The sequence below is a fragment of the Corynebacterium pyruviciproducens ATCC BAA-1742 genome (assembly GCF_000411375.1).
Classification (GTDB): domain Bacteria; phylum Actinomycetota; class Actinomycetes; order Mycobacteriales; family Mycobacteriaceae; genus Corynebacterium; species Corynebacterium pyruviciproducens.
On record NZ_KE150446.1, the window covers coordinates 56,539 to 80,784 of the forward strand.

The 24,246-nt window shown below is 59.8% G+C and carries 27 protein-coding genes; 17 read left to right on the forward strand and 10 right to left on the reverse strand.

Annotated features, from left to right (window positions below; all coding sequences use genetic code 11):
• Positions 1-25: 25 nt before the first annotated feature.
• The gene (locus HMPREF1219_RS00240) at positions 26-1,726 is read left to right on the forward strand and encodes a dipeptide ABC transporter ATP-binding protein (RefSeq protein WP_016456979.1); all 1,701 of its coding nucleotides are present in this window, start codon (positions 26-28) and stop codon (positions 1,724-1,726) included.
• Between the two features lie 64 nt (positions 1,727-1,790).
• On the opposite strand, the gene HMPREF1219_RS00245 is transcribed toward HMPREF1219_RS00240, so the two are convergent.
• Complete coding sequence (locus HMPREF1219_RS00245) at positions 1,791-2,066, reverse strand: chorismate mutase (RefSeq protein ID WP_016456980.1); 276 nt, start codon at positions 2,064-2,066, stop codon at positions 1,791-1,793.
• Positions 2,067-2,088: 22 nt separating this feature from the next.
• On the opposite strand from HMPREF1219_RS00245, the gene pcrA reads away from it, so the two are divergent.
• The gene (pcrA, locus tag HMPREF1219_RS00250) at positions 2,089-4,293 is read left to right on the forward strand and encodes a DNA helicase PcrA (RefSeq protein ID WP_016456981.1); all 2,205 of its coding nucleotides are present in this window, start codon (positions 2,089-2,091) and stop codon (positions 4,291-4,293) included.
• A 345-nt stretch (positions 4,294-4,638) separates the two neighbouring features.
• Here the strand turns inward: pcrA and HMPREF1219_RS00255 are convergent, their stop codons facing one another.
• A complete protein-coding gene (locus tag HMPREF1219_RS00255) occupies positions 4,639-5,361 on the reverse strand; it encodes a M23 family metallopeptidase (RefSeq protein WP_016456982.1) in 723 nt (240 codons plus the stop codon).
• A 434-nt stretch (positions 5,362-5,795) separates the two neighbouring features.
• Here HMPREF1219_RS00255 and HMPREF1219_RS00260 point away from each other — a divergent pair, with 434 nt between their 5' ends.
• The 4 genes from HMPREF1219_RS00260 to HMPREF1219_RS00275 all read left to right on the forward strand — a co-directional run bounded on the left by HMPREF1219_RS00260 (position 5,796) and on the right by HMPREF1219_RS00275 (position 10,703).
• The gene (locus HMPREF1219_RS00260) at positions 5,796-7,484 is read left to right on the forward strand and encodes an ICP22 family protein (RefSeq protein WP_016456983.1); all 1,689 of its coding nucleotides are present in this window, start codon (positions 5,796-5,798) and stop codon (positions 7,482-7,484) included.
• Complete coding sequence (gene purN, locus HMPREF1219_RS00265; protein WP_040426668.1) at positions 7,399-7,971, forward strand: phosphoribosylglycinamide formyltransferase; 573 nt, start codon at positions 7,399-7,401, stop codon at positions 7,969-7,971. Before HMPREF1219_RS00260 ends, purN begins: the two co-directional genes overlap by 86 nt.
• Positions 7,958-9,505, forward strand: coding sequence for a bifunctional phosphoribosylaminoimidazolecarboxamide formyltransferase/IMP cyclohydrolase (gene purH / locus HMPREF1219_RS00270; RefSeq protein WP_016456985.1), 1,548 nt, complete (start codon positions 7,958-7,960; stop codon positions 9,503-9,505). The genes purN and purH overlap by 14 nt, the downstream gene beginning before the upstream one ends.
• A 346-nt stretch (positions 9,506-9,851) precedes the next feature.
• Positions 9,852-10,703, forward strand: a complete 852-nt coding sequence (locus HMPREF1219_RS00275) for an HpcH/HpaI aldolase/citrate lyase family protein (RefSeq protein WP_016456986.1) — start codon at positions 9,852-9,854, stop codon at positions 10,701-10,703.
• Positions 10,704-10,764: 61 nt separating this feature from the next.
• Here HMPREF1219_RS00275 and rpsR read toward each other — a convergent pair whose 3' ends face one another.
• The 5 genes from rpsR to HMPREF1219_RS00300 all read right to left on the reverse strand — a co-directional run bounded on the left by rpsR (position 10,765) and on the right by HMPREF1219_RS00300 (position 12,474).
• Positions 10,765-11,013, reverse strand: coding sequence for a 30S ribosomal protein S18 (rpsR, locus tag HMPREF1219_RS00280; RefSeq protein WP_016456987.1), 249 nt, complete (start codon positions 11,011-11,013; stop codon positions 10,765-10,767).
• Between the two features lie 18 nt (positions 11,014-11,031).
• A complete protein-coding gene (gene rpsN / locus HMPREF1219_RS00285; RefSeq protein WP_016456988.1) occupies positions 11,032-11,337 on the reverse strand; it encodes a 30S ribosomal protein S14 in 306 nt (101 codons plus the stop codon).
• A gap of 3 nt (positions 11,338-11,340) precedes the next feature.
• Positions 11,341-11,505, reverse strand: coding sequence for a 50S ribosomal protein L33 (gene rpmG, locus HMPREF1219_RS00290; protein WP_005391772.1), 165 nt, complete (start codon positions 11,503-11,505; stop codon positions 11,341-11,343).
• A gap of 5 nt (positions 11,506-11,510) precedes the next feature.
• Positions 11,511-11,747: a 50S ribosomal protein L28 gene (rpmB, locus tag HMPREF1219_RS00295; RefSeq protein ID WP_005391774.1), complete on the reverse strand. Its 237-nt coding sequence runs from the start codon at positions 11,745-11,747 to the stop codon at positions 11,511-11,513.
• Between the two features lie 172 nt (positions 11,748-11,919).
• Positions 11,920-12,474: a GNAT family N-acetyltransferase gene (locus HMPREF1219_RS00300; RefSeq protein ID WP_211212587.1), complete on the reverse strand. Its 555-nt coding sequence runs from the start codon at positions 12,472-12,474 to the stop codon at positions 11,920-11,922.
• A 416-nt stretch (positions 12,475-12,890) separates the two neighbouring features.
• On the opposite strand from HMPREF1219_RS00300, the gene HMPREF1219_RS00305 reads away from it, so the two are divergent.
• From HMPREF1219_RS00305 to HMPREF1219_RS12690, 7 genes are all read left to right on the forward strand, one after another.
• On the forward strand, positions 12,891-13,166 hold the full coding sequence (locus HMPREF1219_RS00305) for a type B 50S ribosomal protein L31 (RefSeq protein ID WP_016456990.1): 276 nt from the start codon (positions 12,891-12,893) through the stop codon (positions 13,164-13,166).
• Complete coding sequence (gene rpmF, locus HMPREF1219_RS00310) at positions 13,166-13,339, forward strand: 50S ribosomal protein L32 (protein WP_005391778.1); 174 nt, start codon at positions 13,166-13,168, stop codon at positions 13,337-13,339. The genes HMPREF1219_RS00305 and rpmF overlap by 1 nt, the downstream gene beginning before the upstream one ends.
• A 499-nt stretch (positions 13,340-13,838) precedes the next feature.
• Positions 13,839-14,531 carry a response regulator transcription factor gene (locus tag HMPREF1219_RS00315; RefSeq protein WP_016456991.1) on the forward strand — a complete coding sequence of 231 codons (693 nt, stop codon included), beginning with the start codon at positions 13,839-13,841 and terminating at the stop codon, positions 14,529-14,531.
• Between the two features lie 110 nt (positions 14,532-14,641).
• Positions 14,642-16,030, forward strand: coding sequence for a HAMP domain-containing sensor histidine kinase (locus HMPREF1219_RS00320; protein ID WP_245554355.1), 1,389 nt, complete (start codon positions 14,642-14,644; stop codon positions 16,028-16,030).
• Between the two features lie 11 nt (positions 16,031-16,041).
• Positions 16,042-17,193, forward strand: a complete 1,152-nt coding sequence (locus HMPREF1219_RS00325; RefSeq protein WP_016456993.1) for a S1C family serine protease — start codon at positions 16,042-16,044, stop codon at positions 17,191-17,193.
• Positions 17,194-17,203: 10 nt separating this feature from the next.
• Positions 17,204-17,734: a MogA/MoaB family molybdenum cofactor biosynthesis protein gene (locus tag HMPREF1219_RS00330; protein ID WP_016456994.1), complete on the forward strand. Its 531-nt coding sequence runs from the start codon at positions 17,204-17,206 to the stop codon at positions 17,732-17,734.
• Between the two features lie 6 nt (positions 17,735-17,740).
• Positions 17,741-17,977 carry a hypothetical protein gene (locus HMPREF1219_RS12690; protein ID WP_156823181.1) on the forward strand — a complete coding sequence of 79 codons (237 nt, stop codon included), beginning with the start codon at positions 17,741-17,743 and terminating at the stop codon, positions 17,975-17,977.
• Here HMPREF1219_RS12690 and HMPREF1219_RS00335 read toward each other — a convergent pair.
• From HMPREF1219_RS00335 to HMPREF1219_RS00345, 3 genes are all read right to left on the reverse strand, one after another.
• Positions 17,922-18,464, reverse strand: a complete 543-nt coding sequence (locus HMPREF1219_RS00335) for an SAF domain-containing protein (protein WP_016456996.1) — start codon at positions 18,462-18,464, stop codon at positions 17,922-17,924. The genes HMPREF1219_RS12690 and HMPREF1219_RS00335 overlap by 56 nt on opposite strands.
• Positions 18,465-18,549: 85 nt before the next feature.
• A complete protein-coding gene (locus HMPREF1219_RS00340; RefSeq protein ID WP_016456997.1) occupies positions 18,550-19,356 on the reverse strand; it encodes a hypothetical protein in 807 nt (268 codons plus the stop codon).
• A gap of 14 nt (positions 19,357-19,370) precedes the next feature.
• Positions 19,371-19,919 carry a 5-formyltetrahydrofolate cyclo-ligase gene (locus HMPREF1219_RS00345; protein ID WP_040426677.1) on the reverse strand — a complete coding sequence of 183 codons (549 nt, stop codon included), beginning with the start codon at positions 19,917-19,919 and terminating at the stop codon, positions 19,371-19,373.
• Positions 19,920-19,990: 71 nt separating this feature from the next.
• On the opposite strand from HMPREF1219_RS00345, the gene HMPREF1219_RS00350 reads away from it, so the two are divergent.
• The 4 genes from HMPREF1219_RS00350 to sepX all read left to right on the forward strand — a co-directional run bounded on the left by HMPREF1219_RS00350 (position 19,991) and on the right by sepX (position 24,221).
• Positions 19,991-20,890 carry a UTP--glucose-1-phosphate uridylyltransferase gene (locus HMPREF1219_RS00350; RefSeq protein ID WP_016456999.1) on the forward strand — a complete coding sequence of 300 codons (900 nt, stop codon included), beginning with the start codon at positions 19,991-19,993 and terminating at the stop codon, positions 20,888-20,890.
• 165 nt (positions 20,891-21,055) lie between these two features.
• On the forward strand, positions 21,056-22,327 hold the full coding sequence (gene glp, locus HMPREF1219_RS00355; protein WP_016457000.1) for a molybdotransferase-like divisome protein Glp: 1,272 nt from the start codon (positions 21,056-21,058) through the stop codon (positions 22,325-22,327).
• 3 nt (positions 22,328-22,330) lie between these two features.
• Positions 22,331-22,996, forward strand: coding sequence for a GNAT family N-acetyltransferase (locus tag HMPREF1219_RS00360; RefSeq protein ID WP_016457001.1), 666 nt, complete (start codon positions 22,331-22,333; stop codon positions 22,994-22,996).
• Positions 22,997-23,099: 103 nt separating this feature from the next.
• On the forward strand, positions 23,100-24,221 hold the full coding sequence (gene sepX, locus HMPREF1219_RS00365; protein WP_016457002.1) for a divisome protein SepX/GlpR: 1,122 nt from the start codon (positions 23,100-23,102) through the stop codon (positions 24,219-24,221).
• Positions 24,222-24,246 lie beyond the last annotated feature (25 nt).

The window sequence follows — 24,246 nt, forward strand, 5'->3', positions numbered from 1 at the left end:
CAACACAGTGGAAGTAGGAGACCAGATGGAAGCGACCAGCAATGCCACTCCGCTCTTGCAGGTGAACAACCTGAAGGTGGAGTTCGAGTCAACCACGGGCGTGGTGGAGGCCGTTCGCGATTTCGACCTCACCATCTACCCCGGGCAGTCCGTGGCGATCGTCGGTGAATCAGGCTCCGGAAAGTCCACTGCAGCCATGAGTTTCTTGGGCCTCCTTCCCGGCACCGGAAAGGTATCCGACGGGTCGATCCGATTTGAGGGCAAGGAGCTCACGGGACTCACCGATAAACAGTGGCAAGAATATCGCGGTTCCCTGATCGGTCTGGTGCCACAGGATCCGATGAGCAACCTCAACCCGGTGTGGAGAATCGGTACGCAGGTGGAAGAGTCGCTGCGTGCCAACAACATCGCCAAGGGTTCCGCGGCCCACGAGAAGGTAGTTGAGCTCCTCAGACATGCGGGCCTGCCGGACGCGGAGCGTCGTGCGAAGCAGTTCCCGCACGAGTTCTCCGGTGGCATGCGGCAGCGTGCCCTCATCGCCATCGGTCTCGCTGCGAACCCGAAGCTCCTCATCGCCGACGAGCCGACCTCCGCGTTGGACGTGACGGTGCAAAAGCGCATTCTCGATCACCTGGGAACACTCATCAAGGAATCGGGCACCGCGCTGCTCTTTATTACGCACGACCTGGGTCTCGCCGCCGAGCGTGCAGACTTCGTCGTCGTCATGCACCGTGGCCGGATTGTGGAAAAGGGCCCGAGCCTGACCATCCTCCGCAACCCCCAGCACCCGTACACGCAGCGGTTGGTGAAGGCCGCGCCGTCGCTCGCCTCCGCGCGCATCCAATCCGCACGGAATCAGGGGCTCACCTCCTCTGAACTTAAAGCCTCACGTGGCGATAGCGAGGAAACCGTTATCGACGTCCAGCACCTGGTCAAGGAATTCGAGATCCGCGGTGCTCGCGGCGCGAAGAAGGTTCTTCGTGCTGTGGATGACGTGTCGTTCTACCTCCGCAGGGGGACAACAACGGCGCTCGTGGGTGAATCCGGCTCTGGTAAGTCGACCGTCGCCAACATGGTGCTCGGGCTATTAAAGCCTACCAGCGGCACCGTCACTTACGAGGATCGAGACATCTCCACCATGAGCGAGAAGGAGCTCTTCGGGCTGCGCAAGAAGCTCCAGGTGGTGTTCCAGAACCCGTACGGTTCGCTCGACCCGATGTACTCCATCTACCGCTGCATCGAGGAGCCCCTGAGCCTGCACAAGGTGGGGAACAGAAAAGCGCGGGAGAAGCGCGTGGCAGAGCTACTAGACATGGTGAACATGCCCCGGTCCTCCATGCGGCGGTACCCCAACGAGCTGTCCGGCGGTCAGCGTCAGCGCATCGCGATCGCTCGCGCCATGGCCCTCCAGCCGGAGGTGCTCATCCTGGACGAGGCGGTAAGTGCGCTCGATGTATTGGTGCAAAACCAGATCATCCAGCTTCTCGCCGATCTGCAAGAGGAGTTCCGCCTGTCCTACCTGTTCATCACGCACGATTTGGCGGTGGTCCGCCAGACTGCCGACGATATCGTCGTGATGGAGAAGGGAAGAATCGTAGAGAAAGGCACTGCGGATAGCATCTTCGATTCGCCCCAGGAAAAGTACACCCAAGAACTCATCGCCGCCGTTCCGGGCCTCAATATTGAGCTCGGCGCGGGGCACGAATTGGGAATCAACCTGGATTAGGGATACCACGTAGAAAGCGGGGCCGGCTGTTGGGCTGGCCCCGCTGTTCGCTTTTCGACGGTTCCTAGCCGAGCTTTCCTCGCCCCATGCGGAGGAGTATCGCAGCGAGGGCGGGGCCCTCTTCCCCAATCTCCTCGCGGAACTGGTTAACGATCTCCACCTCGCGGGTGTGAACAAGCCGTACCCCACCCGAGGCGCGGCGAGTGCGTCCAATGCGCTGAGAGATCTCGCTGCGCTTTTTTACCGCGTCAAGGATCACTCGATCGAGGCGGTCGATTTCTTTCCTGAGCTGGGTAATTTCAGCATCGCTTAACTGATCTTCTGCGCCGGTGTTACTCATACCCGCTATTGTATTACTCGTTATGGCACCTACAGATCTCGTTTCAGACCTTAACCCGCAGCAACGCCAGGCCGTCCTGCACGATGAGTCCCCGTTGCTCATCGTCGCTGGCGCTGGTTCCGGCAAAACAGCAGTACTCACACGCCGGATAGCGCACTTGCTCAAGTTCCGAGGGGTTCAACCGTGGCAGATCCTCGCGATCACCTTTACCAACAAAGCGGCGAAGGAAATGCGCGAGCGCGTGATTAACCTCATTGGGCCCGAGGCGAACACCATGGCGGTGTCGACCTTCCACTCGACGTGTGTGCGGATCCTGAGGAGAAACGCGCAGCTCGTACCGGGGCTGAATTCGAACTTCACCATCTACGATTCCGACGATTCCAAGCGGCTCCTGCAACAGATCGCTAAGGACATGGATCTGGACATTAAGAAGTACAGTCCCCGGGTGCTGGGAAACAAGATTTCCGGGTGGAAAAACGAGCTCGTCGGTGTGGACCAGGCAACCAAAGAGTCCTCGCTCTTCGGTTCCGTGTATGCCACGTACCAGCAGCGCCTGCGGCGGGCGAACGCGCTCGACTTCGACGATCTCATTGGTGAGGTCGTGAGGATCTTTCACGAGCACCCGGACGTCGCTAGCTACTACCGCCGTCGGTTCAAGTTCGTGCTTGTCGACGAGTACCAGGACACCAACCACGCACAGTACGAGTTCATCTCTGCTCTCGTGGGCAAGGACGGTTCGGGGCTGTGCGTGGTGGGCGATGCCGACCAATCGATCTACGCGTTCCGCGGCGCGACCATCCGCAACATTCGCGAGTTTGAGCGAGACTTTCCTAACGCCACCACGATCCTTCTGGAGCAGAACTACCGCTCCACACAGAACATCCTGTCGGCAGCCAACGCCGTCATCGCCCACAATGAGCACAGGGGTAAGAAGAATCTGTGGACGGACAGGGGAGAAGGCACCAAGATCATCGGCTATGTTGCTGACCGTGAGGAAGACGAGGCCCAATTCATCGCCAGAACCATCGACGAGCGTCACCTGCCTTATAACGAGGTTGCCATCATGTACCGGACCAACGCGGCCTCACGTGTCATTGAGGACGTGTTCATCCGCACGGGAATTCCCTACCGGGTCGTTGGTGGAACAAGGTTCTACGAGCGCAAGGAAGTGCGTGACATCATCGCCTACTTGCGTGTTGTGGATAACCCCGATGACGAGGTGAGCCTGCGCCGGATTGTCAACACGCCTCGCCGTGGCATCGGCGATAAGGCCCTCGCATTCGTCACCGCCTTTGCCTCGCGGGAGAACATTTCTCTGTACGAGGCGATGAAGCGGGCCGATGAGGTTGACTACCTGGGGGCGCAAGGTAAGAATGCGATCACCAAGTTCGTCACCATGATGGAGGAGCTAAGGAGTGAGACACCCGAGGTGGGCGATCTCATCAACCTCATCACGGACGTGTCTGGGTACCGGGAGGAGCTAGAGAAATCGAAGGATCCCCGGGACGAGGCGCGCCTGGATAACCTTAACGAGCTGGTTGCCTACGCCCGCGACTTCGCGAGCCAGGCGCGTGCCAACGACGAGGACGATTCGGTCCAGGCCTTTTTGGAGCGGGTCTCGCTCGTTGCGGATGCCGACCAAATCCCCGATGCGGGCCAAGGAGTTGTCACTCTCATGACCCTGCACACAGCGAAGGGGCTCGAGTTCCCCTACGTGTTCCTGCCCGGCTGGGAAGAAGGGCAGTTCCCCCACATGCGCTCCCTGGGGAGCGCGGAGGAGATTGAAGAGGAGCGTCGCCTTGCCTACGTGGGCATCACCCGTGCCCGTAAGCAGCTGTTCGTTTCGCGTGCACTCATGCGTATTGCGTGGGGCAACCCCCAAACCAACCCCGAGTCCCGGTTCCTTGCGGATATCCCCGCCTCGCTCATCGAGTGGGAGCGTGAAGAACCGAGCTACGGTGCCGGCAGTTACGGCGGATACCCGGGAAGCGACGGTTGGCTGGGAGGCCCGCGCCGGGTAAAGAAGAAGCCCGCGTCATCGCAGTCCGTTCCCGCATCATCGTTGAAACTGGTGGTAGGGGATATGGTTAACCACGAGAAGTATGGTGTGGGGACGGTCAAAGAGGTCAGTGGCATTGGTAAGCACACGACCGTGACCATCGACTTCGGGTCCCATGGAACGATCAGACTGATGCTCATCGGGAATATCCCTATGGAGAAGCTGTAGCTTCACTTGGTAGACCCCACAGGGGTGATGTACTCCACACACAGATGGTGACGGCCATCCTCGTGTGGAGTTTCCATTTCCCAGGCTCGGTTGGAGTTGATCCGTCCACCGGACCTGACAACGAGTGTGGGGGAGGAACCTTATCTGGGAGCCCACTCAGGTGCGTGAGAAATCGCCGTTTGCAGGGGCCTCTCACGGTCCGAACGCCGCTTCGCGGCTCCTTTACCTGAAATCAGTACCTGAGAGCGCGAGAAGAGCTCTCAGTGTTGATTAAGGCGTACTTAGTAAAAATTAAGGCCCGACTGAATCGCCAGGCCTTGTTTTTGCAATTAGGTAGATAAAATTCTAAAGGTTGATTCCGCGCTCAGCGAGCCACGGGATAGGGTCGATTGCTCCGCCTCCGTTGGGGTGAACCTCGAAGTGAAGGTGGGGGCCGGTGGAGAAGCCGCGGCTTCCGATACCTGCGATGCGCTGTCCAGCCGTAACGTGAGCGCCTACCGTGGTCTCGACGGTCTCCATGTGGCCGTACACAGTGACGGTACCATCTTCGTGCTGGATGCGGACCCAGTTACCAAAGCCGGATGCGGGGCCTGCGTCGATGACAACGCCATCTTCGGCGGCGACGATGGAGGAGCCCATCGGGCCGGCGATATCGACACCTGCGTGGAGAACGCCCCAGCGGGTGCCGAAACCGGAGGAAAGAACGCCTTCAGCGGGGCGAACGACTAGTGGAGCACGGGCAGCTTCATCGGCGGCTGCGCGCTCGTTGTCGTACTGAACGGCTTTGGCGATCTGATCTTGGACATTGGCCGCCGGCTTAAATTCGGCGATGTTAAGTACCTGAGGGGATTCCTCAGCGGTAGAAGCGGTGGTAGTGGTCGTTTCCGCAACGAGTTGCACCTCGTTGTGAACGGTAGGTGCAGCTTCTGCAAACGTATTTGCTGCTACGGCGCCCGTAGCACCGGCGGTAGAAACAACACCAGTAGTGACTGCAACAAGACTGATGCGACCTTTAGGCGCGCTTGAGGGCTTGCGATGTGCCCCAGCTGCCGACCGCTGATGAGCCATGTTTGACTCCTCCAACCTCTGTAAATGGCCACGTGCGAAGCGCTTGCCGTTATAGCTGCTTCACTTAATCGTGACCATTCTGTTACCTATATTGCTTAACGAGTTGTAACGATAGCGTAACGAAAACGTCGGAGCAAGCAGAATTCGTTCCTCTCTTAGTCGTTCTTAAGTTTTGGAATGTTACATATCGTCCGAAGGTTGGATGGTGTACTTGGGGCTGTTGCGCACGCCTCCCTCACTTGAATCGCGATTCATGGCAGAGTTTAAGCGTGAATGTAAATGTAGGACCTTCTCGTAATTCCGCACGTCCCGGAGGATCGTCGCGCCGCGGAAGGCGCCCCGGGCAGGCAAAAGGTGACTTGTCAACCACTGGCCTCCTTGGTGGGCGAGGTTCTCGCACTCGTCAATTAGTGACCCCTTTTATCTTTGCAAATGTGATAATTATCACAATTTGTGTCGCTGTATCGCTCGCGTCTCTGTTGTTTACTTCCACCACATTGGTTGCACTGCCGGGGACGATTGCCCAAACCTATGTGGTACTCAATGCCGGCGCTATTTCGGGCAGTGGTCAGGTCGTCAGCGCGGTGCCGTTGTTGCCGGCAGCGTGCGTGTGGGCACTCATCGCTCGTACCACCTTTAACCTGGTGCGATACAAGGCCTCGATTCGCGATCTGGAGATCATTGCAGCTGTGGCGGTGCTCCTGCCACTGGCGCTGACGCTCACAGCGGCGGCGATGCTGTGGAGTGCCTCCCAAGTCTTCGAGATGGGGATCCCACCGGCGGTCACCTACGTCCGTGTTGTCATGCTCCACGGCTCAGCGGTAGCCGTGGGGATGGGACCCCGCCTATGGAAGGCGTTGGCTTGCCGCTTTGGTGTGCCCGAAGCGTGGGTCAGCGCGGCGTACACAGCTCTCAAGCTCACCGGCCTGTGGCTCGGGGCAGGGTTGGTCCTTGTCATCGCAATGACGGTTGTGCGGTGGCAACCCGTTGGGTATCCGCTCGTTGCGGCGGGGTTTCTCCCCAATGCGGCGATCGCCGGTGGCGCCGTTCTGTTGGGCTCCGACTTCCGGGTGGGCGACGCGTGGGTATCTGCATTTTCCGCCAACCCCGGGTTGCTTCCGCCAGTGCAGTGGCTCGTCGCGATGCCGGAAACCGTACACCCGGCGGCCGCATTGCTGCTCATGGTTGCCTTTGTTATCGCCGTCTACGCTCTGTTTTCCAGCCCTGAGTACGGGCTCGCCGTTGCGCCGTTCGCAGCCGTGTGGGCTGGCCTCCTGCAGCTGTGGTCCGCAGGAACCGTAGGCGTGCTGGGATATGTGGGGCCAACATGGTGGTTGACGATGGTCATGGCGTTCGTGTACCCGGCGGCCATAGGATTGGGCGCGGTGATCGTCCGACTGGTCACGGGCAAGAAGAGCCTGTGGGGAGAGGCCGTGAGCGACGATAATACCGGAACCGAGAAGCCGGAGGAGAACTCGGAATACACGGCGGACTCGCAGGAGGCTGAATCGTCAAACGCAGAGGCACCCGTGGTCGAGGAAAATGCAAGTGACCAAGACGAAGCCTCGGATTCCGCCGACATCGCTTCACCAGCGCCCGCGGATGGCGAGCTCGATGATGCCGAGGGTAGTGGTGCCGAAGGCATCGGTGCCGAGGAGAAGCAGGCACCGGAAGTCAACGGTGCTGAGGTCGAACTTTCGGGTGACGTAGACGGTGAGTCTCATCCGGAATCGTCTGAATTGTCACACGAGGGTCCTATTTCTGCTGAAAGTGCAGCTGAGAGCGGTGAGCCGGGGCCCAACGGCGAGGAGGGAGACGCTGAAAAGCGAAACGGTGGCGTGGATTCGGATCCGCAGGTGTCTACCGCGAACCTCCCCCAAGGTGGACGCGAGAGTTCCGATATTGGCGGTGATGGGGGAGAATGGGGAGAGCAAACCGCGAACTTCGAAACGAAAGTCGTAACCGACGATGGCACTAAAGCCTCCCACCCTGCCGACGATCCCCAGCGACCTCGGCCTAGTACCTCCGGAGAAAACGATGCCTCCGGACAAACCGACCACGATAGTGGTTCTCGCCTCTGGAACGGGAACACTGCTCCAAGCTCTCATCGATCGGAGCAGTAAAGCCTATTCCATAGCCGCCGTCATCACCGATCGGCCGTGTGAGGCGGTCGACAGGGCAGCTCGTGCTGGAATTCCGTACCAGGTAGTCACCCTTACGGCGGACGACCGCGACGGCTGGAACCGCGCTCTGCGCGATGCCGTCGCCGCGTATTCTCCCGATGTGGTGGTCTCCGCCGGGTTTATGCGGATCGTCTCGGCGGATTTCTTGTCCGCCTTCGACGTGGTGCTCAACACGCATCCGGCGCTCTTGCCAGCGTTTAAGGGGGCACACGCAGTGCGGGATGCACTCGCCTACGGAGTGAAAGTGACGGGCTCAACCGTGCACAAGATGGATGCCGGGATGGACACCGGCCCCATCGTCGCACAATGGCCGGTCACCATTTCCGAGGGTGACGACGAAGCAACATTGCATGAGCGAATTAAGATAGTCGAACGTCAATTGATAGTGAAGGTTCTCGAGGAAGGCTTGTGGCGTGACCGAAAATAATACCGACAAAATTGCCATCAAACGCGCTCTCATTAGCGTGTTTGATAAGACAGGGCTGGATGAACTGGCCACAGGGCTGCACGAAGCGGGGGTGAGCATCGTCTCCACCGGCTCCACCGCGCAGGTGATCCGCGACGCGGGGGTCCCTGTTACCGATGTCAGCGAGGTTACGGGCTTCCCAGAGTGCCTCGACGGGCGCGTGAAGACCCTGCACCCCGCCGTCCACGCGGGGATCCTCGCGGATACTCACGTTCCGGAGCATGTTGAGCAGCTGAAAGAACTCGGCATCGAGGGCTTCCAGCTTGTTGTGGTTAACCTGTACCCCTTCCAACAGACGGTGGCGTCCGGTGCGGGCTACGCGGAGTGCGTGGAGAAGATCGATATCGGAGGCCCCTCCATGGTGCGCGGCGCCGCCAAGAACCACGCCTCCGTTGCCGTGGTTGTTGACGCTGCCGATTACTCAAAGGCAGCCGAGGCTGCTCGCAACGGCGGATTTAGCTACGAGGAGCGCCAGCGCCTCGCCCTCAAGGCGTTCACCCACACCGCCGATTACGATGCCCACGTGTCCGCCTGGTTCGCGGCACAGCTCGGCGGAGAAGCACCAGGTGCCACCCATGAGCTCCGCTACGGTGAGAACCCGCACCAGAAGGCGAGCATCCGGGTCACCGGCGACGGTCTCGCCGCCGCCGAGCAGCTCAACGGCAAGGAGATGAGCTACAACAACTACCGGGACGCGGATGCAGCCTGGGCCGCAGCGTGGGACCACGAGGAACCGTGTGTGGCCATCATCAAGCACATGAATCCCTGCGGTGTGGCCATCTCGGACGTGTCCATCACTGACGCGCACAAGAAGGCACACGCGTGTGACCCGATGAGCGCCTACGGCGGAGTGATCGCCGTCAACCGCGAGGTCACCCTGGAGATGGCGCAGCAGGTGCGCCCCATCTTCACCGAGGTCATCATCGCCCCGGCCTACGAGCCCGCGGCCCTGGAGCTCCTCAAAGAGAAGAAGAACCTGCGGATCCTGCTTTCCGCCAAACCGGAGCGCGGTGGCACACAGACCACCTTCATCTCCGGTGGCGTTTTGGAGCAGGACCGCGACGTGCTCCAGGCGGAAGGGGATGACCCGAAGAACTGGACTCTGGTGTCCGGTGAGCCCGCGACTGCTGAGGTCCTCGCCGATCTGGAGTTCGCGTGGCGCACGATCCGCTGCGTGAAGTCCAACGCCATCCTCATTGCCAACCACGGCTCGACCGTGGGCGTGGGGATGGGGCAGGTGAACCGCGTCGATTCCGCAAAGCTTGCGGTTGAGCGCGCCAACACGCTTGCCGACGGCACGAACCGCACTGCCGGTGCCGTCGCCGCCTCCGATGCTTTCTTCCCCTTCGCAGATGGCTTTGAGATCCTCGCCAACGCCGGCGTCCAAGCTGTTGTCCAGCCCGGTGGCTCCATCCGCGACGAGGAGGTCATTGAGGCCGCTAAGAAGGCCGGCGTGACCATGTACCTAACCGGCACGCGCCACTTCTATCACTAGCAACGAGTTTCCTGTTCAATAGCCCCGTGGGAGGACCACCTTGAATGGTAGCCCTCCCACGGGGTTTGTTTATCCACACTTGTGGGGTCACACCAGCTGCACGGAAAAGACTGTGTGCGTTCGAAAGACTTTCAAGGGGGGATTTCACATGCTGAGTGAGACCGAAGACCATGGTGGAAAAAGCACCATGTTGGAAAGAGCAAAGTGCTGAGTATTTTGCTTATGGTTTTTCAGCGGAAGCAGCAAACAAAAAAGCGAAATCGCCTCTACCAACCTATCGTGCCTACTGTGGCGAATAGACGCTCGACTGCCTGCCTCTAATGTACTTCCTGGGTACGATAAACCCATGACGAACGAGAACATCATTTTGGGGCCGGCAATCATGTTTGTGCCCTGCAACCGTCCAGAACGCTTTGAAAAGGGCATCCAGCGAGCGGACATGATCATCCTCGATCTGGAGGACGGCGCGGGGGCTGAACACGATGAAAAGGCGCGTGAAGAAGCGCGCCAAAACCTCATCCACTCCAACCTGGACCCTTCCCACGTCATTGTGAGGATCAACGGCCCGGAGGCCCCAGGCTACTTGGAAGACCTGGAAGCCTACAAGAAGTCCGGCTACGGGCCACTCATCGTCCCGATGCTAAGGGATGGCATCCCGCCGGAGGTCGAAGGATTCCCCATCATTGCGCTCATCGAGACCCCGCAGGCCCTCGTGCACGTCAATGAGATTGCAGCCCACCCCGATGTCATCGGCCTGTACTGGGGTGCTGAGGACCTCACCATGGAACTGGGCGGTACGCACTCCAGGTACCAGGAGGACGAGACCAACCGGCCAACCCACCTGTACCGGGACACCATCCAGATCGCCCGCACCATGGTGCACGTCGCCGCAGCGGCCCACGGAAAGTTCACCATCGATGCCTCGTTTGCGGACTTCTCCGATCCCGAGGGCCAGTACCGGGAGGCCGTGGATGCCGCCCGGATCGGGTTTGCCGCCACTGCCACGATTCACCCGGCACAGACGGAGCCGGTCCGCCGTGCCTACCTGCCCGACGAGGAAACGCTCACGTGGGCTCGCCGGGTGGTAAAGGAGTCCTACAACCATCCCGGCCCTTTTAAGCTGGACGGCCAGATGTGTGACGCGCCGCTGATCAAGCAGGCGTTCCGCATCGCCCGCAGGGCGGGGGATAGCGTGTAGACATGACAAAGCCCACCGGGAAAATTCCTGGTGGGCTTTAAGCTGTTATCTCCTCGGCCGTTTACCGGCTGGTGAACGGCAGGAGAGCCATCTCACGGGCGTTCTTCACCGCGGTAGCAACCTGACGCTGCTGACGCGGGGTAAGCCCGGTGACGCGGCGAGAGCGGATCTTGCCACGATCAGAAATGAACTGACGGAGCGTGTTCAGATCCTTGTAATCAACCGTCTCAATGCCAGCGGCCTTGAGCGGGTTCTTCTTGGGGCGGCGGGACTGCTCGATGCGCGCCCTCTTTGCGTTATTGCGCTTCATTTACAATCTCCCTAGAAATTACCAACTGGACTTACGAACACCGGGAAGCTCACCGCGGTGAGCCATCTCGCGCATACGAACGCGGGACAGGCCGAACTTGCGGAGGTAGCCACGCGGACGTCCATCGTGCGAGTCGCGGTTGCGAAGGCGCACAGGGCTGGCGTCGCGGGGCTGACGGTTCAGCTCGAACTGAGCGTCGAGACGCTCGTCGTCAGTGGAATTCGGGTTCTTGATGATCTTCTTGAGCTCAGCGCGACGCTCCGCGTAACGGGCGACGATCTCTTTACGCTGCTCATTCTTGGCAATCTTGGACTTCTTAGCCATGAATTATCGCTCCTCGCGGAAATCGACGTGCTTGCGGACTACCGGATCGTACTTCTTGATGGTGATGCGATCCGGGTTGTTGCGCTTGTTCTTACGGGTGACGTAGGTATAACCGGTGCCAGCCGTAGACTTCAGCTTGATGATCGGACGAATATCGTTACGTGCCATCTGACTTACACCCTCTCTCCGCGTGCGCGAATGCGGGCAACAACGGCCTCGATGCCGTCGCGGTCGATGACCTTCAGACCCTTGGTGGACACGTTCAGCGTGATGGTACGACCCTCAGAGGGGAGGTAGAACTTACGACGCTGAATATTGGGGTTCCAACGGCGGTTGGTGCGCCGGTGGGAGTGCGAGACGGACTTGCCAAAGCCTGGCTTGCGTCCCGTTACCTGGCAAATTGCCGACATGGACTTTCTTTCTCCTAACCGCCCACATCGTGACAAACGCGCACAAAACTCACCGTGAAAGGCGGATGTGCTGCGACTAGCCGGTCGACGAGGGCGTAAACGTATACTTTTGACAACAGCAAGCGACTACCTTACACGGCGTGGCGCAAAATTCCTAATTCCCTGGCGACGCTTATGCGCGCGGAAAGCTGCGCCGCATTTGGTACCATGTTGCACCGCCGTGGACCGACGGGGATTCCCCTTCAAGTTCAAAGCCGAGGCTTTCATAAAAAGGTATCAGCTCGCGCTTGCACGTGAGGATGGGGCCACTGCGACCCGCGGTCTCCGTTTCATCGATAACGTGGCTAAGAAGCTGGTGCGCATACCCGTGTCCCTGGTGGTCCGGGTGGGTGAGCACCCCGAAGATCATCTGCCACGTACCCGCGGGATTGTGCATGGAGGCATCCTCGAACATCTCGTCGGTGAGGACCGTCGAGTTGGTGAGGAAACCGTTGACGCAGGAGACTAGTTGATCGCCTACATATAAGAGCCAAAAGTGATCGCCGTAGTGTGACAGGCGCTCAACAAACTGCTCGTACGTTGCGGCCTCAGCCGGTGGGAAGCAGGACGATTCGAGATCAGCGAGGGCGGAGGCGTCGGCAAGCGAAGCGGTGCGAACCGTACGTTTACCTCCGTCGGTGGCGGGGACGAGGGCCTGCGGAGTGGCGGAATCCGACATGCGTGCCATTATTGCAGTCTCCCCGAGTCCCACCCACCGATGCCTGTGGAGGAGCAGCCCGGGGACAGCGAAGGGGCGCTGGGGGACTAATCTCGCGCGGCGGCTCCTCGCGTGACTATTTACCGTATCTTTCTGTGCGACTATGGGCATGCCGTGACCGGACACTCTGGGCATGCCGTGACCGGACACCATAGGTATGCTGTGACCGAACACTATAGGTATGCTGTGACCGAAGCAGAAGTTGAGGTTTGGCAAACCGGACGGTGACGTGTATTATCCCAGGGGTTGCTCGATGTGCTGCTGAGAAACATATTCCTTTTCTGGTTGCACGAAGCACAGGTAAGAAATAAGTACCCAACTCAGGCACGACCTACGCCGGGAGCGTAGGGACGACCTGAAGTCTCAATCCTGAGGGAACTAATTTTATGAAGAAAGATATCCACCCTGACTACCACGCAGTGGTATTCCAGGATGCGGGCACGGGACACAAGTTCCTCACCCGCTCTACCGTGACGAGCGATCGCACGGTCGAGTGGGAGGACGGTAACGAGTACCCGCTCATTGTTGTTGATGTGACCAGCGAGTCCCACCCCTTCTGGACCGGTGCACAGCGTCTCATGGACACTGCCGGCCGCGTCGAGAAGTTCCAGCGTCGCTTCGGCGGCATGGCTCGCCGTAAGAAGAAGGGAGCGACGAAGTAATGGCAGTCCCAAAGTTTCGTAAGTCCCGCGCGAACACCCGTATGCGTCGTTCGCAGTGGAAGGCTCACAACGCTGACCTGCAGGCTGTGAAGATCGACGGCCGCGAGGTTCTCATTCCTCGTCGCCTGGTCAAGGCAGCCAAGCTCGGACTCGTCGATGTCGAGCAGTTCTAACACTTGGTAGAACATAATCAATGACCTCAGCTTCGGCTGGGGTCATTTTTGTGCCCTGCGTTTGCGAAGCAGGTGCGCTGGGGATCTCGACATAGGGGGGTGAGATGCCACAATGTGGCTCTCTCAATGGTTCCTCTGAACAGTGCGGGGCGCTCGGAGATAACGGCAGGAGGTGCCGAAGAAGGCGAGGTGCGCTGAGCGCCGATTGTGTTACCCAGTGGCCGGACGGCTTCTCAGGAAACGGGGGTGAGAAGGGGCTCGCGGTGCGTGCGAAAGAAGTGGAATGAACATTGCGCAACGAGAAGTGGCAAAGCTGGTTCCCGGAAATGGGGGTGAACAGATGATAGGGGAGAAGCCTGCCAACCCGTGCCGAGCTGGGGTTCTATTGACATTGGCACTGCAAAGATAAACCGAAGCTGTGGGCCAGCCTGAGACAGAATCAAAATTCCAGTTGTGTAATGATATTATTCCTTAAAAGACCGCTTTTAAAAGGGAAGAAATGAAGATACTTGTTGCTGATGATGAACAGGCGGTGCGTGAGTCACTTCGACGATCGTTGAGCTTCAACGGCTACGATGTCGTGCTGGCGGAAGACGGAGCACAGGCTGTCAAGCTCATTGAGGCAGAGCAGCCTGAACTTGTCATTCTCGATGTCATGATGCCACAAATGGATGGCCTTGAGGTGTGCCGCACACTGCGCAGCTCCGGCGATGATCGCCCCATCTTGCTGCTCACCGCGCGGGATGGTGTATCCGACCGCGTTGCTGGTCTTGACGCGGGCGCTGATGATTACCTCCCCAAGCCGTTTGCGCTTGAGGAGCTCCTCGCCCGAGTACGCAGTCTCTTCCGCCGCTCCATCACGGAGGCCCAGAAACCAGAGGAACCGAAGGAACTGGAGTTTGAGGATCTTGTTCTCAACCCCGACACCCGCGATGTTTCTCGTGGTGGCAAGCCCATCAGCCTGACTCGTACCGAGTTCGCGTTGCTCGAGTACCTGATGCGCAACCCGCGTAAGGTGCTAACCCGCTCCGACATTTTGGAAGAGGTATGGGGATATAACTTCCCAACGTCGGGCAACGCGCTTGAGGTGTACATCGGCTATCTGCGAAAGAAGACGGAAGCCGACGGTGAGTCTCGCCTGATTCACACCGTTCGTGGTGTCGGATACGTATTGCGAGAGACCGCACCGTGATATTGCGCCGAGGATCGGCGCGTCAACGTTCTGAGTGGGGGCGGCGTGCACCGCTCCGGTGGCAGCTGTCACTCGTGACGGCTTTGATGGTCGCAATCGCGGTTGGACTGATGACAGTTGTCACCTACTGGGTGGTCTCCACAGCCCTCACCCGCAACGTCGATGTCGCCTTGAAAGAGAAGGCGGAATCCCTCATCGCCGAAACGGTGGATCCGAGCTTTCTCAGGGATCCCGCAGCCGAGGTGACGGCCTTTAAGAGCTACAACCCGGACATGCGGGCGATGGTCTACGTGCCGGGCTCGCCAAACCCCGTTGGGGATTCGATTCAGCTTGTTTCCGAAATCCCTGTTGTCCAGGGTGAACAAGAGTTGAGCATCCGCAACGCGGGCGAAGAGCGCGTCATCGCGCTCCACGGCAGCACGGGCGCAACTGTTGTGCTCGCGCAGGACATGTCCACCACGCACCGGATCATCTCCAACCTGGGGATGGTGCTGCTTCTCATCTCCGTGGCTGGCGTGCTTATGGCTATCGCCACAGGCATAGTTGTCGCCTCGACGGGTCTGCGCCCCATCGCTCGCCTGCAGCAAGCGGTGAACTACGTTGCCCGTACCGACGAGCTGCGGCCGATGGCCGTGGTCGGCTCCGATGAGATCGCACAACTAACGCGCAGCTTCAACGACATGCTTGCGGCATTGCAGGCCTCCCGCGACCGGCAGACCGAACTGGTTGCCGATGCCGGCCACGAGCTGAAGACTCCGCTCACCTCGTTGCGTACGAACGTCGAGCTGCTCATGATGGTGAGCAAGCAGAAGAACGCCATGATCTCCGAGGAGGACCGGCAGGCGATCGAAAAGGACGTGGTGGCTCAGATCCAAGAGATGTCCACCCTCATCGGCGACCTCGTCGACCTCGCACGTGAGGACGGCAGCCGCGAGTTCGTCGCCGAGGATGTTGACCTCATGGAGGTCATGGATACGTCCCTCGAGCGGGTCAAGAGGCGTCGCCCGGATGTCGCGTTCGTGTTCAACCCGTACCCGTGGAAGCTGAAGGGTGACCCGTTCGCTCTCGGCCGCGCGACGCTCAACCTGATGGATAACGCAGCCAAGTGGTCGCCACGCAACGCGACGGTGCGCATCAACATGAAGCCGGTGGACAACGGCCTCATCGAGCTCACGTTCGCGGACTCCGGCCCCGGCATCCCGCTGGCCGATAGGGAAAAGGTCTTCGAGCGCTTCTACCGTTCCGCGGAGGCGCGTTCCATGCCCGGCTCCGGACTTGGGTTGGCCATTGTGAAAAGCGTGATCAACCGCCACAACGGCACCATTTCGGTGGGCGATTCGGACGATGGCGGTAACCTGATGACAGTTCTGCTTCCGGGTACTGCTGGCGAACTCCCAGAATCTGACGACGACGATGTTGTGGTTTCCCAGAATCATGGCAGCAGAAGCGATTTCCTTACACAGCTGTGGCAAAGGAGAAAATATAGGACAACAACCTAAGATGTTGTCCTATGACATACGGTGAATCGATGTGGAATGCTCCGCAAGCCCCCAACGGCATGGGCGATGCGGAGCTTTCTCATGAAGAAAACGAAAAGAAAACCCGCAAGGTAGGCCTTCCCACCGCGCTCGCGCTCATGCTCGTCGGTGCCGTAGGCGCTGGTTCCGTGACAGGAATTGCAGTCTCGTCAACCCAAAAAGGTCCCGAGGAGACCACGTTCTCTCAACAGGCCCCCGTCAATACCGAGCCCGCACCCGAAGGCTCCGTGGAGGCGGTCGCCGCGAAGGTGCTCCCCTCCGTTGTATCCATTAGGGTCATCTCCGACACGGAGGTAGGTGAGGGATCAGGCTCCATCATCGGCAGCGACGGCCTTGTCCTCACCAATAACCACGTCGCGGGGGAAAACGCGCGCGACATTGAGGTGACGCTCAACAACGGTGAGCGCCATAAGGCGGACTTTGTTGCCGGCGATGCCTCGACCGATATCGCGCTCGTGCGCATCCGGGACGTGTCCGGGCTTCCGGCCATTGAGCTGGGCAATTCGGACGACCTCAACGTGGGGCAGCAGGTGGTCGCCGTCGGCTCGCCGCTGGGGCTGTCGGCCACGGTGACAACCGGTATTATCTCGGCCCTCCAGCGTCCGGTCCGCGCCGCCGGTGGGGAGTCCGGTCAGTCCTCGCTTATCGACGCCATCCAGACGGACGCTGCGATTAACCCCGGCAACTCGGGTGGTCCACTCGTTGATATGGACGGTCGCCTCATCGGCATGAACTCCGTCATCGCCAGCCTTTCCTCGGGCTCGAGCCAAAGCGGCTCCATCGGGCTCGGCTTTGCCATCCCCGTGAAGAATCTCAAGCGTTACACGGACCAGCTGCTCAACGGAGGGGCAGTGAAGCATCCGATGCTTGGCATCAAGCTTGCCGCCAACGCGCGTCTGGATGGGGCGCTGGTGGCAGGCGTGGATCCTGAAGGGGCCTCGGCCGATGCGGACCTCAACCCGGGGGATGTCATCACGCGTATTAACGATCGCCGAGTGGATTCCGCCGACGCTCTCATTGCAGCTGTTCGCTCCCAAGATTTTGGTTCGACGGTTACCCTTGAAGTGACTAATCCGGAGACCGGAGATACGCGAACGGTAGAGGTAACACTGACAAGCGAGTAGGTTCATGGGTATGACGTTCTTTGACGATGTTGCTGAGCCGGACCTTGCCAGCCTGCGTGCGGAGGAGGAAGCAAACCTCAAGCCGACTCCGCATCGTGCCCTTATCGTGGTGGTTCAAGACCACGAAAGTGAGCAGAACTGCAAGCTGCTTGCGGAGCTCCTCCACGAGGGTGGTTATCACGTCGGTGGCCTGCTCGAGGTGGAGTCGAAGCGCTCGGCCATCCGCCAGGCCATAGAGACCGCCGTAGTTGGCGGTGTGGACCTGGTCCTCACTGTAGGCGGGGTTGGCGTGGGGCCGAGGGACAAGATGCCGGAGGCTACGAGGCCGCTGCTGGATATGGAAATCCGCGGTATATCCCAGGCGATTCGCGCCTCGGGGATCGCCTGCGGGGCTCTCGACGCGGCTACGTCACGTGGCATCTCTGGCGTATCCGGTTCCACACTCATCGTGAACTTGGCCAGCTCGCGCGCCGCCATCAGGGATGGGGTTGCCACGGTGCTTCCGCTGTCGCACTACATCGTCGGCCAGCTTCAGGGGTAACCACCAGTGGGTGAGCATAAGAAGCGTCGCCGTGTGGTGAAGAAATCACCTCATGATTACGACCGCACGGCCGATGCCGTCGGCGCTTCGGGCCCGGCGGGCTCGTCGTTCATGCAACCGGACCGTGTGGTTCCCCTCGACGACGAAAGCGATGATACCGACGGGGCCGCGATGTCCGGGGGACACTTCACCGAGGAGTTTTGGCGGGAGCAGATGCCCCCGCACTACGCACAACGACGGTAACCGGCCCGTTTAACGTGGCGCTCGCCACGGCCGGGGCGAGGTCATTATCCAACGAAATGAGTACCGTTTCTTTCCGGGGAAGGATGACCGTTGCTTTGTCGCACACGATGGAGCCGTCTGAGGCGACAACGGTGACGGTGTCGCCGGTTTTGAGGAGCTCTCCGACGGCCGGGTCCGATAAACGCAGGGGGACCGACGTCTTCCCCGGAGGGGTGACCCCCTCGCCGGTGAACGCCCCCTCCGTCAACACTTGGCCGCGGGTAAGCTCTGCGACGGCGACTTTATCTTCAGCTACGGCAATGTCGCGCACCGCCTTGTCAGGTACCAAGTTCTTGGGAATAGGGGTGTGAGCCAAGTCTGCTGCCGATAGTGTTTCCCCGGCCGAGACGGAGTGATTCAGCGTGATAACTGTGGGGTCCCTCTTCGCCAGTGATACAGCGAGGGCGCACAGCACAAGGCCACACGCGACGCATCTGCGCAGCCACATGCTGCGATGCCAACCGGGAGTAGTTAAAACATTCACATCTACTTAGACGTGACCAAACTACTCCCAGGTTCCCGGAAAAAGAGGATTAGTTAAACTTGGTGCCCGCTGCAGCGAAAGCGATGACGAGGAGGAGCGCCACACCGGCAAGGCCCGCAATGCCTGCAGCCGAGCCGTTGCCAAAGCCACCCGTGAGCGGAAGCCTTTGCACGGTGGAAGCGTCGTATGCCCCATCTTGTGCGGACACACCGTCGGCGCAAAGCTGCAGCGCGCTGCGCAGGGCAGTATCGTCGGCACCATCGGCAACGGCGTGCATGCGCTCTTCAAGCGAGCTGAGAGCTACCTGGCCTACGTGTGCGCCACGATCGCTGAGCATCTGACCTACCTGACCGGTGCTGGATACAGTCAGAGTGGCAAGCGCTGCGTAGATATTATCCGTCTCCAAAAAGTCCTTGGCCTGCTCTTGGGGAACCTGCAGCACGGTTGCCGTCTGCTCCGGGGCAGGAGAGGTTGCAACCTGGAACTCTGCCTGGTTCCAACCGGCGGCAATGGCGCTGTTGGCCAGGGCATCCGAGGATTTCTGTGCCGCGGCCAACTCGTCTTCAGAGAGAGCCTCGGTGGACTGTACTTTTTCGGCGAGGCGATCAATAACCTTGAAATTCTTCCGCACTCCGGATGGCAGGTCGTTTCGCATTCCGTTGCGCAGGTCAGAGTCGAACCGTTGAACAGCGTCTACCTGATCCTTGAGCGCGGATTGTGCGCCGGAATTATCGGTGATCTGGCAGACCGGCCCGACCCGTGGGTCGACACCGACGTTGACATCGTAGGCGGAGGCAATGGGGGCGCACAGCACCAGCATCGCTGCGGAGAAAGTGGCGGTGAGGGAGAACTTCATGTCGAGACAGTCTACTAGTCCGTAATGATTACGTCGCACTGTGTGTCATGCGCCTCATAGGGAATGTGCTCCAGCACTTCGTCTGCGTACACAACCATTGCCCGGGGAATGGAAGGATTGGCTGCGAGCAGGCGATCGTAGTAGCCACCGCCTTTGCCTAACCTGTGGCCGGCCCGATCGGCGCCAAGCGCTGGCACGATAACGAAATCGATGTGCGCGTCCGTAAGCTGGTCTACCCGGTCTGTGGTGGGCTCGGGGATGTTGTAGGCCCCGGGGGCCATGTGGTCATCGTCGATGTACTCCGCCCACGCGAGCTGCCCACCGTCGAGTGAAAGCGGAAGGAAAACCGTAAAACCAGCTTGTTTGAGGGTCGGGACGAGGAAGCGTCCCCCTGGTTCCCCCGAAGTGGGGTAGTAAGCGGAAACGCGTGTTGAGCCCACCCGTGTGATCTCCTGCACCACGTTCGCCGCGATCCGTCGATCCAGCTCATCGATGGTAGGGGAGAGAGCCCTCTGTTTCCGCTGTGCGAACAACCGTTTTCTACACTCAGTTTTAGTTTCCATGCACACAAGTTTAGACACGCCAACGTGCACCTAGTGGGTGGTGGGAAAATTGCACTGGGTAGTCTAGTGCCATGGCCCTATCAATTTCCGATCACAAGCATGCGGTGAAGACTGTCATCGTTCCTGCTGCAGGCATGGGTACACGTTTTCTGCCTGCCACGAAGACGGTTCCAAAAGAACTCCTTCCCGTCGTTGATACCCCCGGTATTGAACTTATCGCGGAGGAGGCGGCAGCACTGGGTGCTTCCAGGCTGGCCGTGGTGACATCCCCGAATAAGAAGGAAGTTCTGGATCACTTCCGCCCCAACGAAATTCTGGAGCAGACCCTCGAGGAGCGGGGAAAGGATGAGCAGCTGGCCAGGGTGCGGCGTGCACCGGAAATCATCGATGCCATCGCTGTGATTCAGGATAAGCCACTGGGACTTGGGCATGCCGTTGCCTGCGCTGAGTCCGCGCTTGACGACGATGAAGATGTGGTTGCTGTCATGCTTCCCGACGATTTGGTTCTACCCATGGGCGTGATGGAGAAGATGGCCGCCGTGCGGGCGAAATTCGGGGGTTCCGTTTTGTGCGCGTTTGACGTCCCGCGCGATGAAGTATCTAACTACGGCGTTTTCGACGTCACCGACTGTTCCATGGACGATGTGTGCCGCGTAAAGGCAATGGTGGAAAAGCCTGCTGCCGCCGACGCTCCCTCGACGCTCGCAGCTACCGGCCGCTACCTGCTTGATCGCAAGATTTTTGACGCTCTTCGCAAGATCACTCCGGGCAAAGGTGGAGAGTTGCAGCTCACCGACGCTATTGAACTTCTTATCGAGCAGGGTGAGCCCGTTCACGTGGTTGTTCACCGCGGAACTCGCCATGATTTGGGTAATCCCGGCGGCTACATTAAGGCGTGCGTGGACTTTGGTCTGAAAAACCCAGTGTACGGCCCGGGGATTCGTCGCTTTTTGAAGGAATTGCTCGGGTAGCATTGCTTATCGAGGTAGTTTTCACTGCGATCTGAGTGAGCCCGCTGTTTTCGACGGCCCCGACGCCAACGACGGTCCCGACGGTTATGACGCAAGCGACGGGCTAAGGCCACGGCGCAGCCAGGGGCCCAAGGCTCAGAAGACAGCGGGATGTGAGGAGTAGTAATGCGTTCTGTGCAGGCACACAAGGAAGTAACACTGGCTAACGCCCTAGTGCCCGACCCAGTACGCATGGCTATTACCGATGCCCTCGGCCTCCTTGCTGCCGAGGAAGTCCAAGCAACATCGGCCGTGCCGGGTTTTGCGATGGCAGCTATCGACGGCTACGCCGTGCGCTCCGTCGATGTCGGAGGCACGCGTGCGATCGTGGGCAGTCACGGGGACACTGCCGAAAACCCACATCCAGGTGAAGTGAGGTTGCCCGTGGTGGGAGAAATTCCCGCCGGCTCGCAGCAACCCACCCGCCTCCAGCCGAAGCAAGCTATGCGTGTCCACACGGGTGCGCCCCTTCCAGCGTTGGCGGATTCCGTGCTCCCCCTGGCGTGGTCCGATAAAGGAAAGTCCTTCGTCAGCCCACTCCGTCCGGTGGGAACAGGAGAGTTCGTCCGCGGAGTAGGGGAAGACATCAACACCGGCGATGTCGCCGTGAGCCCGGGCACGATTCTTGGCCCTGCACAAATCGGCTTACTGGCAGCTGTCGGCCGTTCCAAAGTGCTTGCATACCCACGGCCACGTGTATCCGTACTGTCGGTGGGCAAACAACTTGTCGATATCGACCGCACCCCCGGGCGTGGCCAGGTGTTCGATATCAATTCCTACGCACTGGCCGCTGCCGCCAGCGATGCCGGCGCAGAGGTACGGCGTGTGGGGATCGTTGAGGGAGAGCCACGTCGCATCAGGGAGATAATTGAAGGCGAGACGATTCGCAGCGAGCTGTTGCTCATCTCCGGGGCAGTGGGCGGGGCGAGTGCCCAGCAGATCCAAATGATTCTGGAAGACCTAGGCGAGATCGATACCACGCGCGTCGCGATGCACCCCGGCAGCGTGCAGGGGTTCGGTGTGCTCGGCTCCGATGAGGTCCCCTGCATTCTGTTGCCGGACAACACAGTTTCCGCGCTGGTTATTTTTGAAGTATTCGTTCGTCCCATGATCCGCGCTGGCCTTGGAAAGCGCCCCATCGAGAGGCGTTTGGTGAAGGCCCGCGCACTCGGGCCACTGGAGTCCAGGGTGGGCCGCAGAGGATACATCCGTGCGCGGTTGATGCGCGATGCGGAGACCCAGGATTACCTCGTCGAGGGGCTTTCGGGTGCCACCGGATCCCCCGCGCACTTGCTTGCCGGTCTGGCCGAAGCTAACTCCTACATCGTGATCCCCGAAGAGCAGCCGGATGTTCGCCCCGGGGATGTTGTCGACGTCATGTTCCTGGCGCAGGGCTAGTACATGTTCTCGCGCTTTGTTCGCCCTCTTTTTAGCGACCCCGAATCCCATCCGGGATGGCCCGAGGCAACGCCTACTGTCGCCCTTCCGAACGGGGCCGTGGTGCAGCTGCGTCCTTTGACGCGTAAAGATGGAGGACTGTGGTCGAGCTTCAGGAGGGAAGACGAGTCGATACTCCGCCCAGTCGAACCCACAACTCATGACTGGAAAGCCTCCACCTCGCTGGCCGCTTGGTCGCAAAGTCTTGCTTTCATGGAGGATGAAGCCTACGCCGGCCGCTTGGTCCCTCTAGCCATCACCTGTAATCACCAGTTTGCGGGCCAATTGACGCTAGGGAATGTGCAGCGCGGTGCGGTCAGCGAGGCGTGGATCGGCTACTGGGTGAGCTCCAGGTACCAGGGGATGGGCGTTGCCACGGCTGCAGTCGCCTTGGGAGTCGATCACGCCTTTGCAAGGATGAAGCTGCATCGCCTGACCGCAACGTACTTGCCTGGTAACGAGGCATCTCATGCTGTCCTCGCGCATGCCGGTTTCCATGAGGAAGGCTACCTGCGCAAGGCCCTTCACATCGACGGTGAATGGCGGGATCACCATTTTGTTGCACTCAATCAGGATGACTTCGCAACTCTGGCGGTTAACCGCCTGTGGCACGCCGGTCGAATCAGGTGAAATAGTCCCGCCGTTCCGCGTGGCATGACCAGGCAGCGGTGCCTGGTGGCTACGATTTTTAGGGAAAATAGTCCGTTTTTACCAAGCTTGAAGGTGGCATCTCGTGTCCGGCAATCTACCCATCGTTCTCATCGTGGTGATGTGGATTTTCGTCCTCGCACCACTTCTGCTGCGCGGACAGAAGCCGATCCGACGCACCAACAAGGCTCTGGAGGAAACCCGCGTGGTGTACGAGGGTGGCACAGGAGAGATCAAGGTTCCACGCCGTCGCCCGCGGTTTACCCGCAGCGATATTCACGTTGGTGAACCTCAGGACGAAGATTATGATCTCGTCGATGCGTACGAGCTCACCGACGACGATGCCGAGGCTTACGACGACACTACAGAAGACCAGGAACCCGAAGGCGAGGTCGGCGCTGTAGCCGAGCAGGAAACCGGAGATGACACCGTTGTCGACGGAGAGGTCATCACCGCCTCCACCGGAAGCGTCGCCTACCGGGTCGATGCCAGCATGCTTGCCGCTGATGGGACCATTAACCCTGATGTGGAGCCGGCGAACGAGGCTACTGCAAACGATAGCGCTGCAGACGAAAGCCTTGCAGACGCGTCGGAGGCAGTGGACCAGACCGACGATGCCACCGATGTGTACGCAACTGACTCCTCCTTCATTGAGCCTGCAGATCTCATGTATCCCGGCGAGCCGGAAACCGATGAGCTCGCTGTGTCGGAGCACGATGAGACCGCAGAAACCGAGGTTGAACCTGAAGAGCTCAGTGCCGAGGAGATCGCCTTTGCCGAGCGGCGTAAGGGGCGTGGCGGTTTTGATCCGAAGGCGGATGCCGAAGTCACGTTGGACAGGTACGAGAGACGTAAGCGGACCCTCCTGGCGTTGGTCGTTGCCCTCGTCGTGGCAATCCCCATTGCTTTCCTTGTCGGGCGCTGGATGTGGGCGCTGCCAGTACTTGTTGTAGCCACTATTGCGATGTACCTGTGGGCGCTGCGTCAGCAGGTGAAGGCGGAAAATCGGGTCCGCGCGCGCCGGATCCGTAACCTGCGCCGGTCTCGCTTGGGCGTACGCCTGAACGAGGATGAAAAACAGGCAATTCCTCCGCGCCTCCGCACGCCGGCCGGTGTAGTGCTCGAAGTTGATGAAGCGTCGCCCGATTTTGACGGTTCCCTCGCCGAGGTGCAGTTTGTCTCCAGCGAGATGCAACAGGCGGGGTAGTTTGTAGAATCCAAGAGCGAAGGAG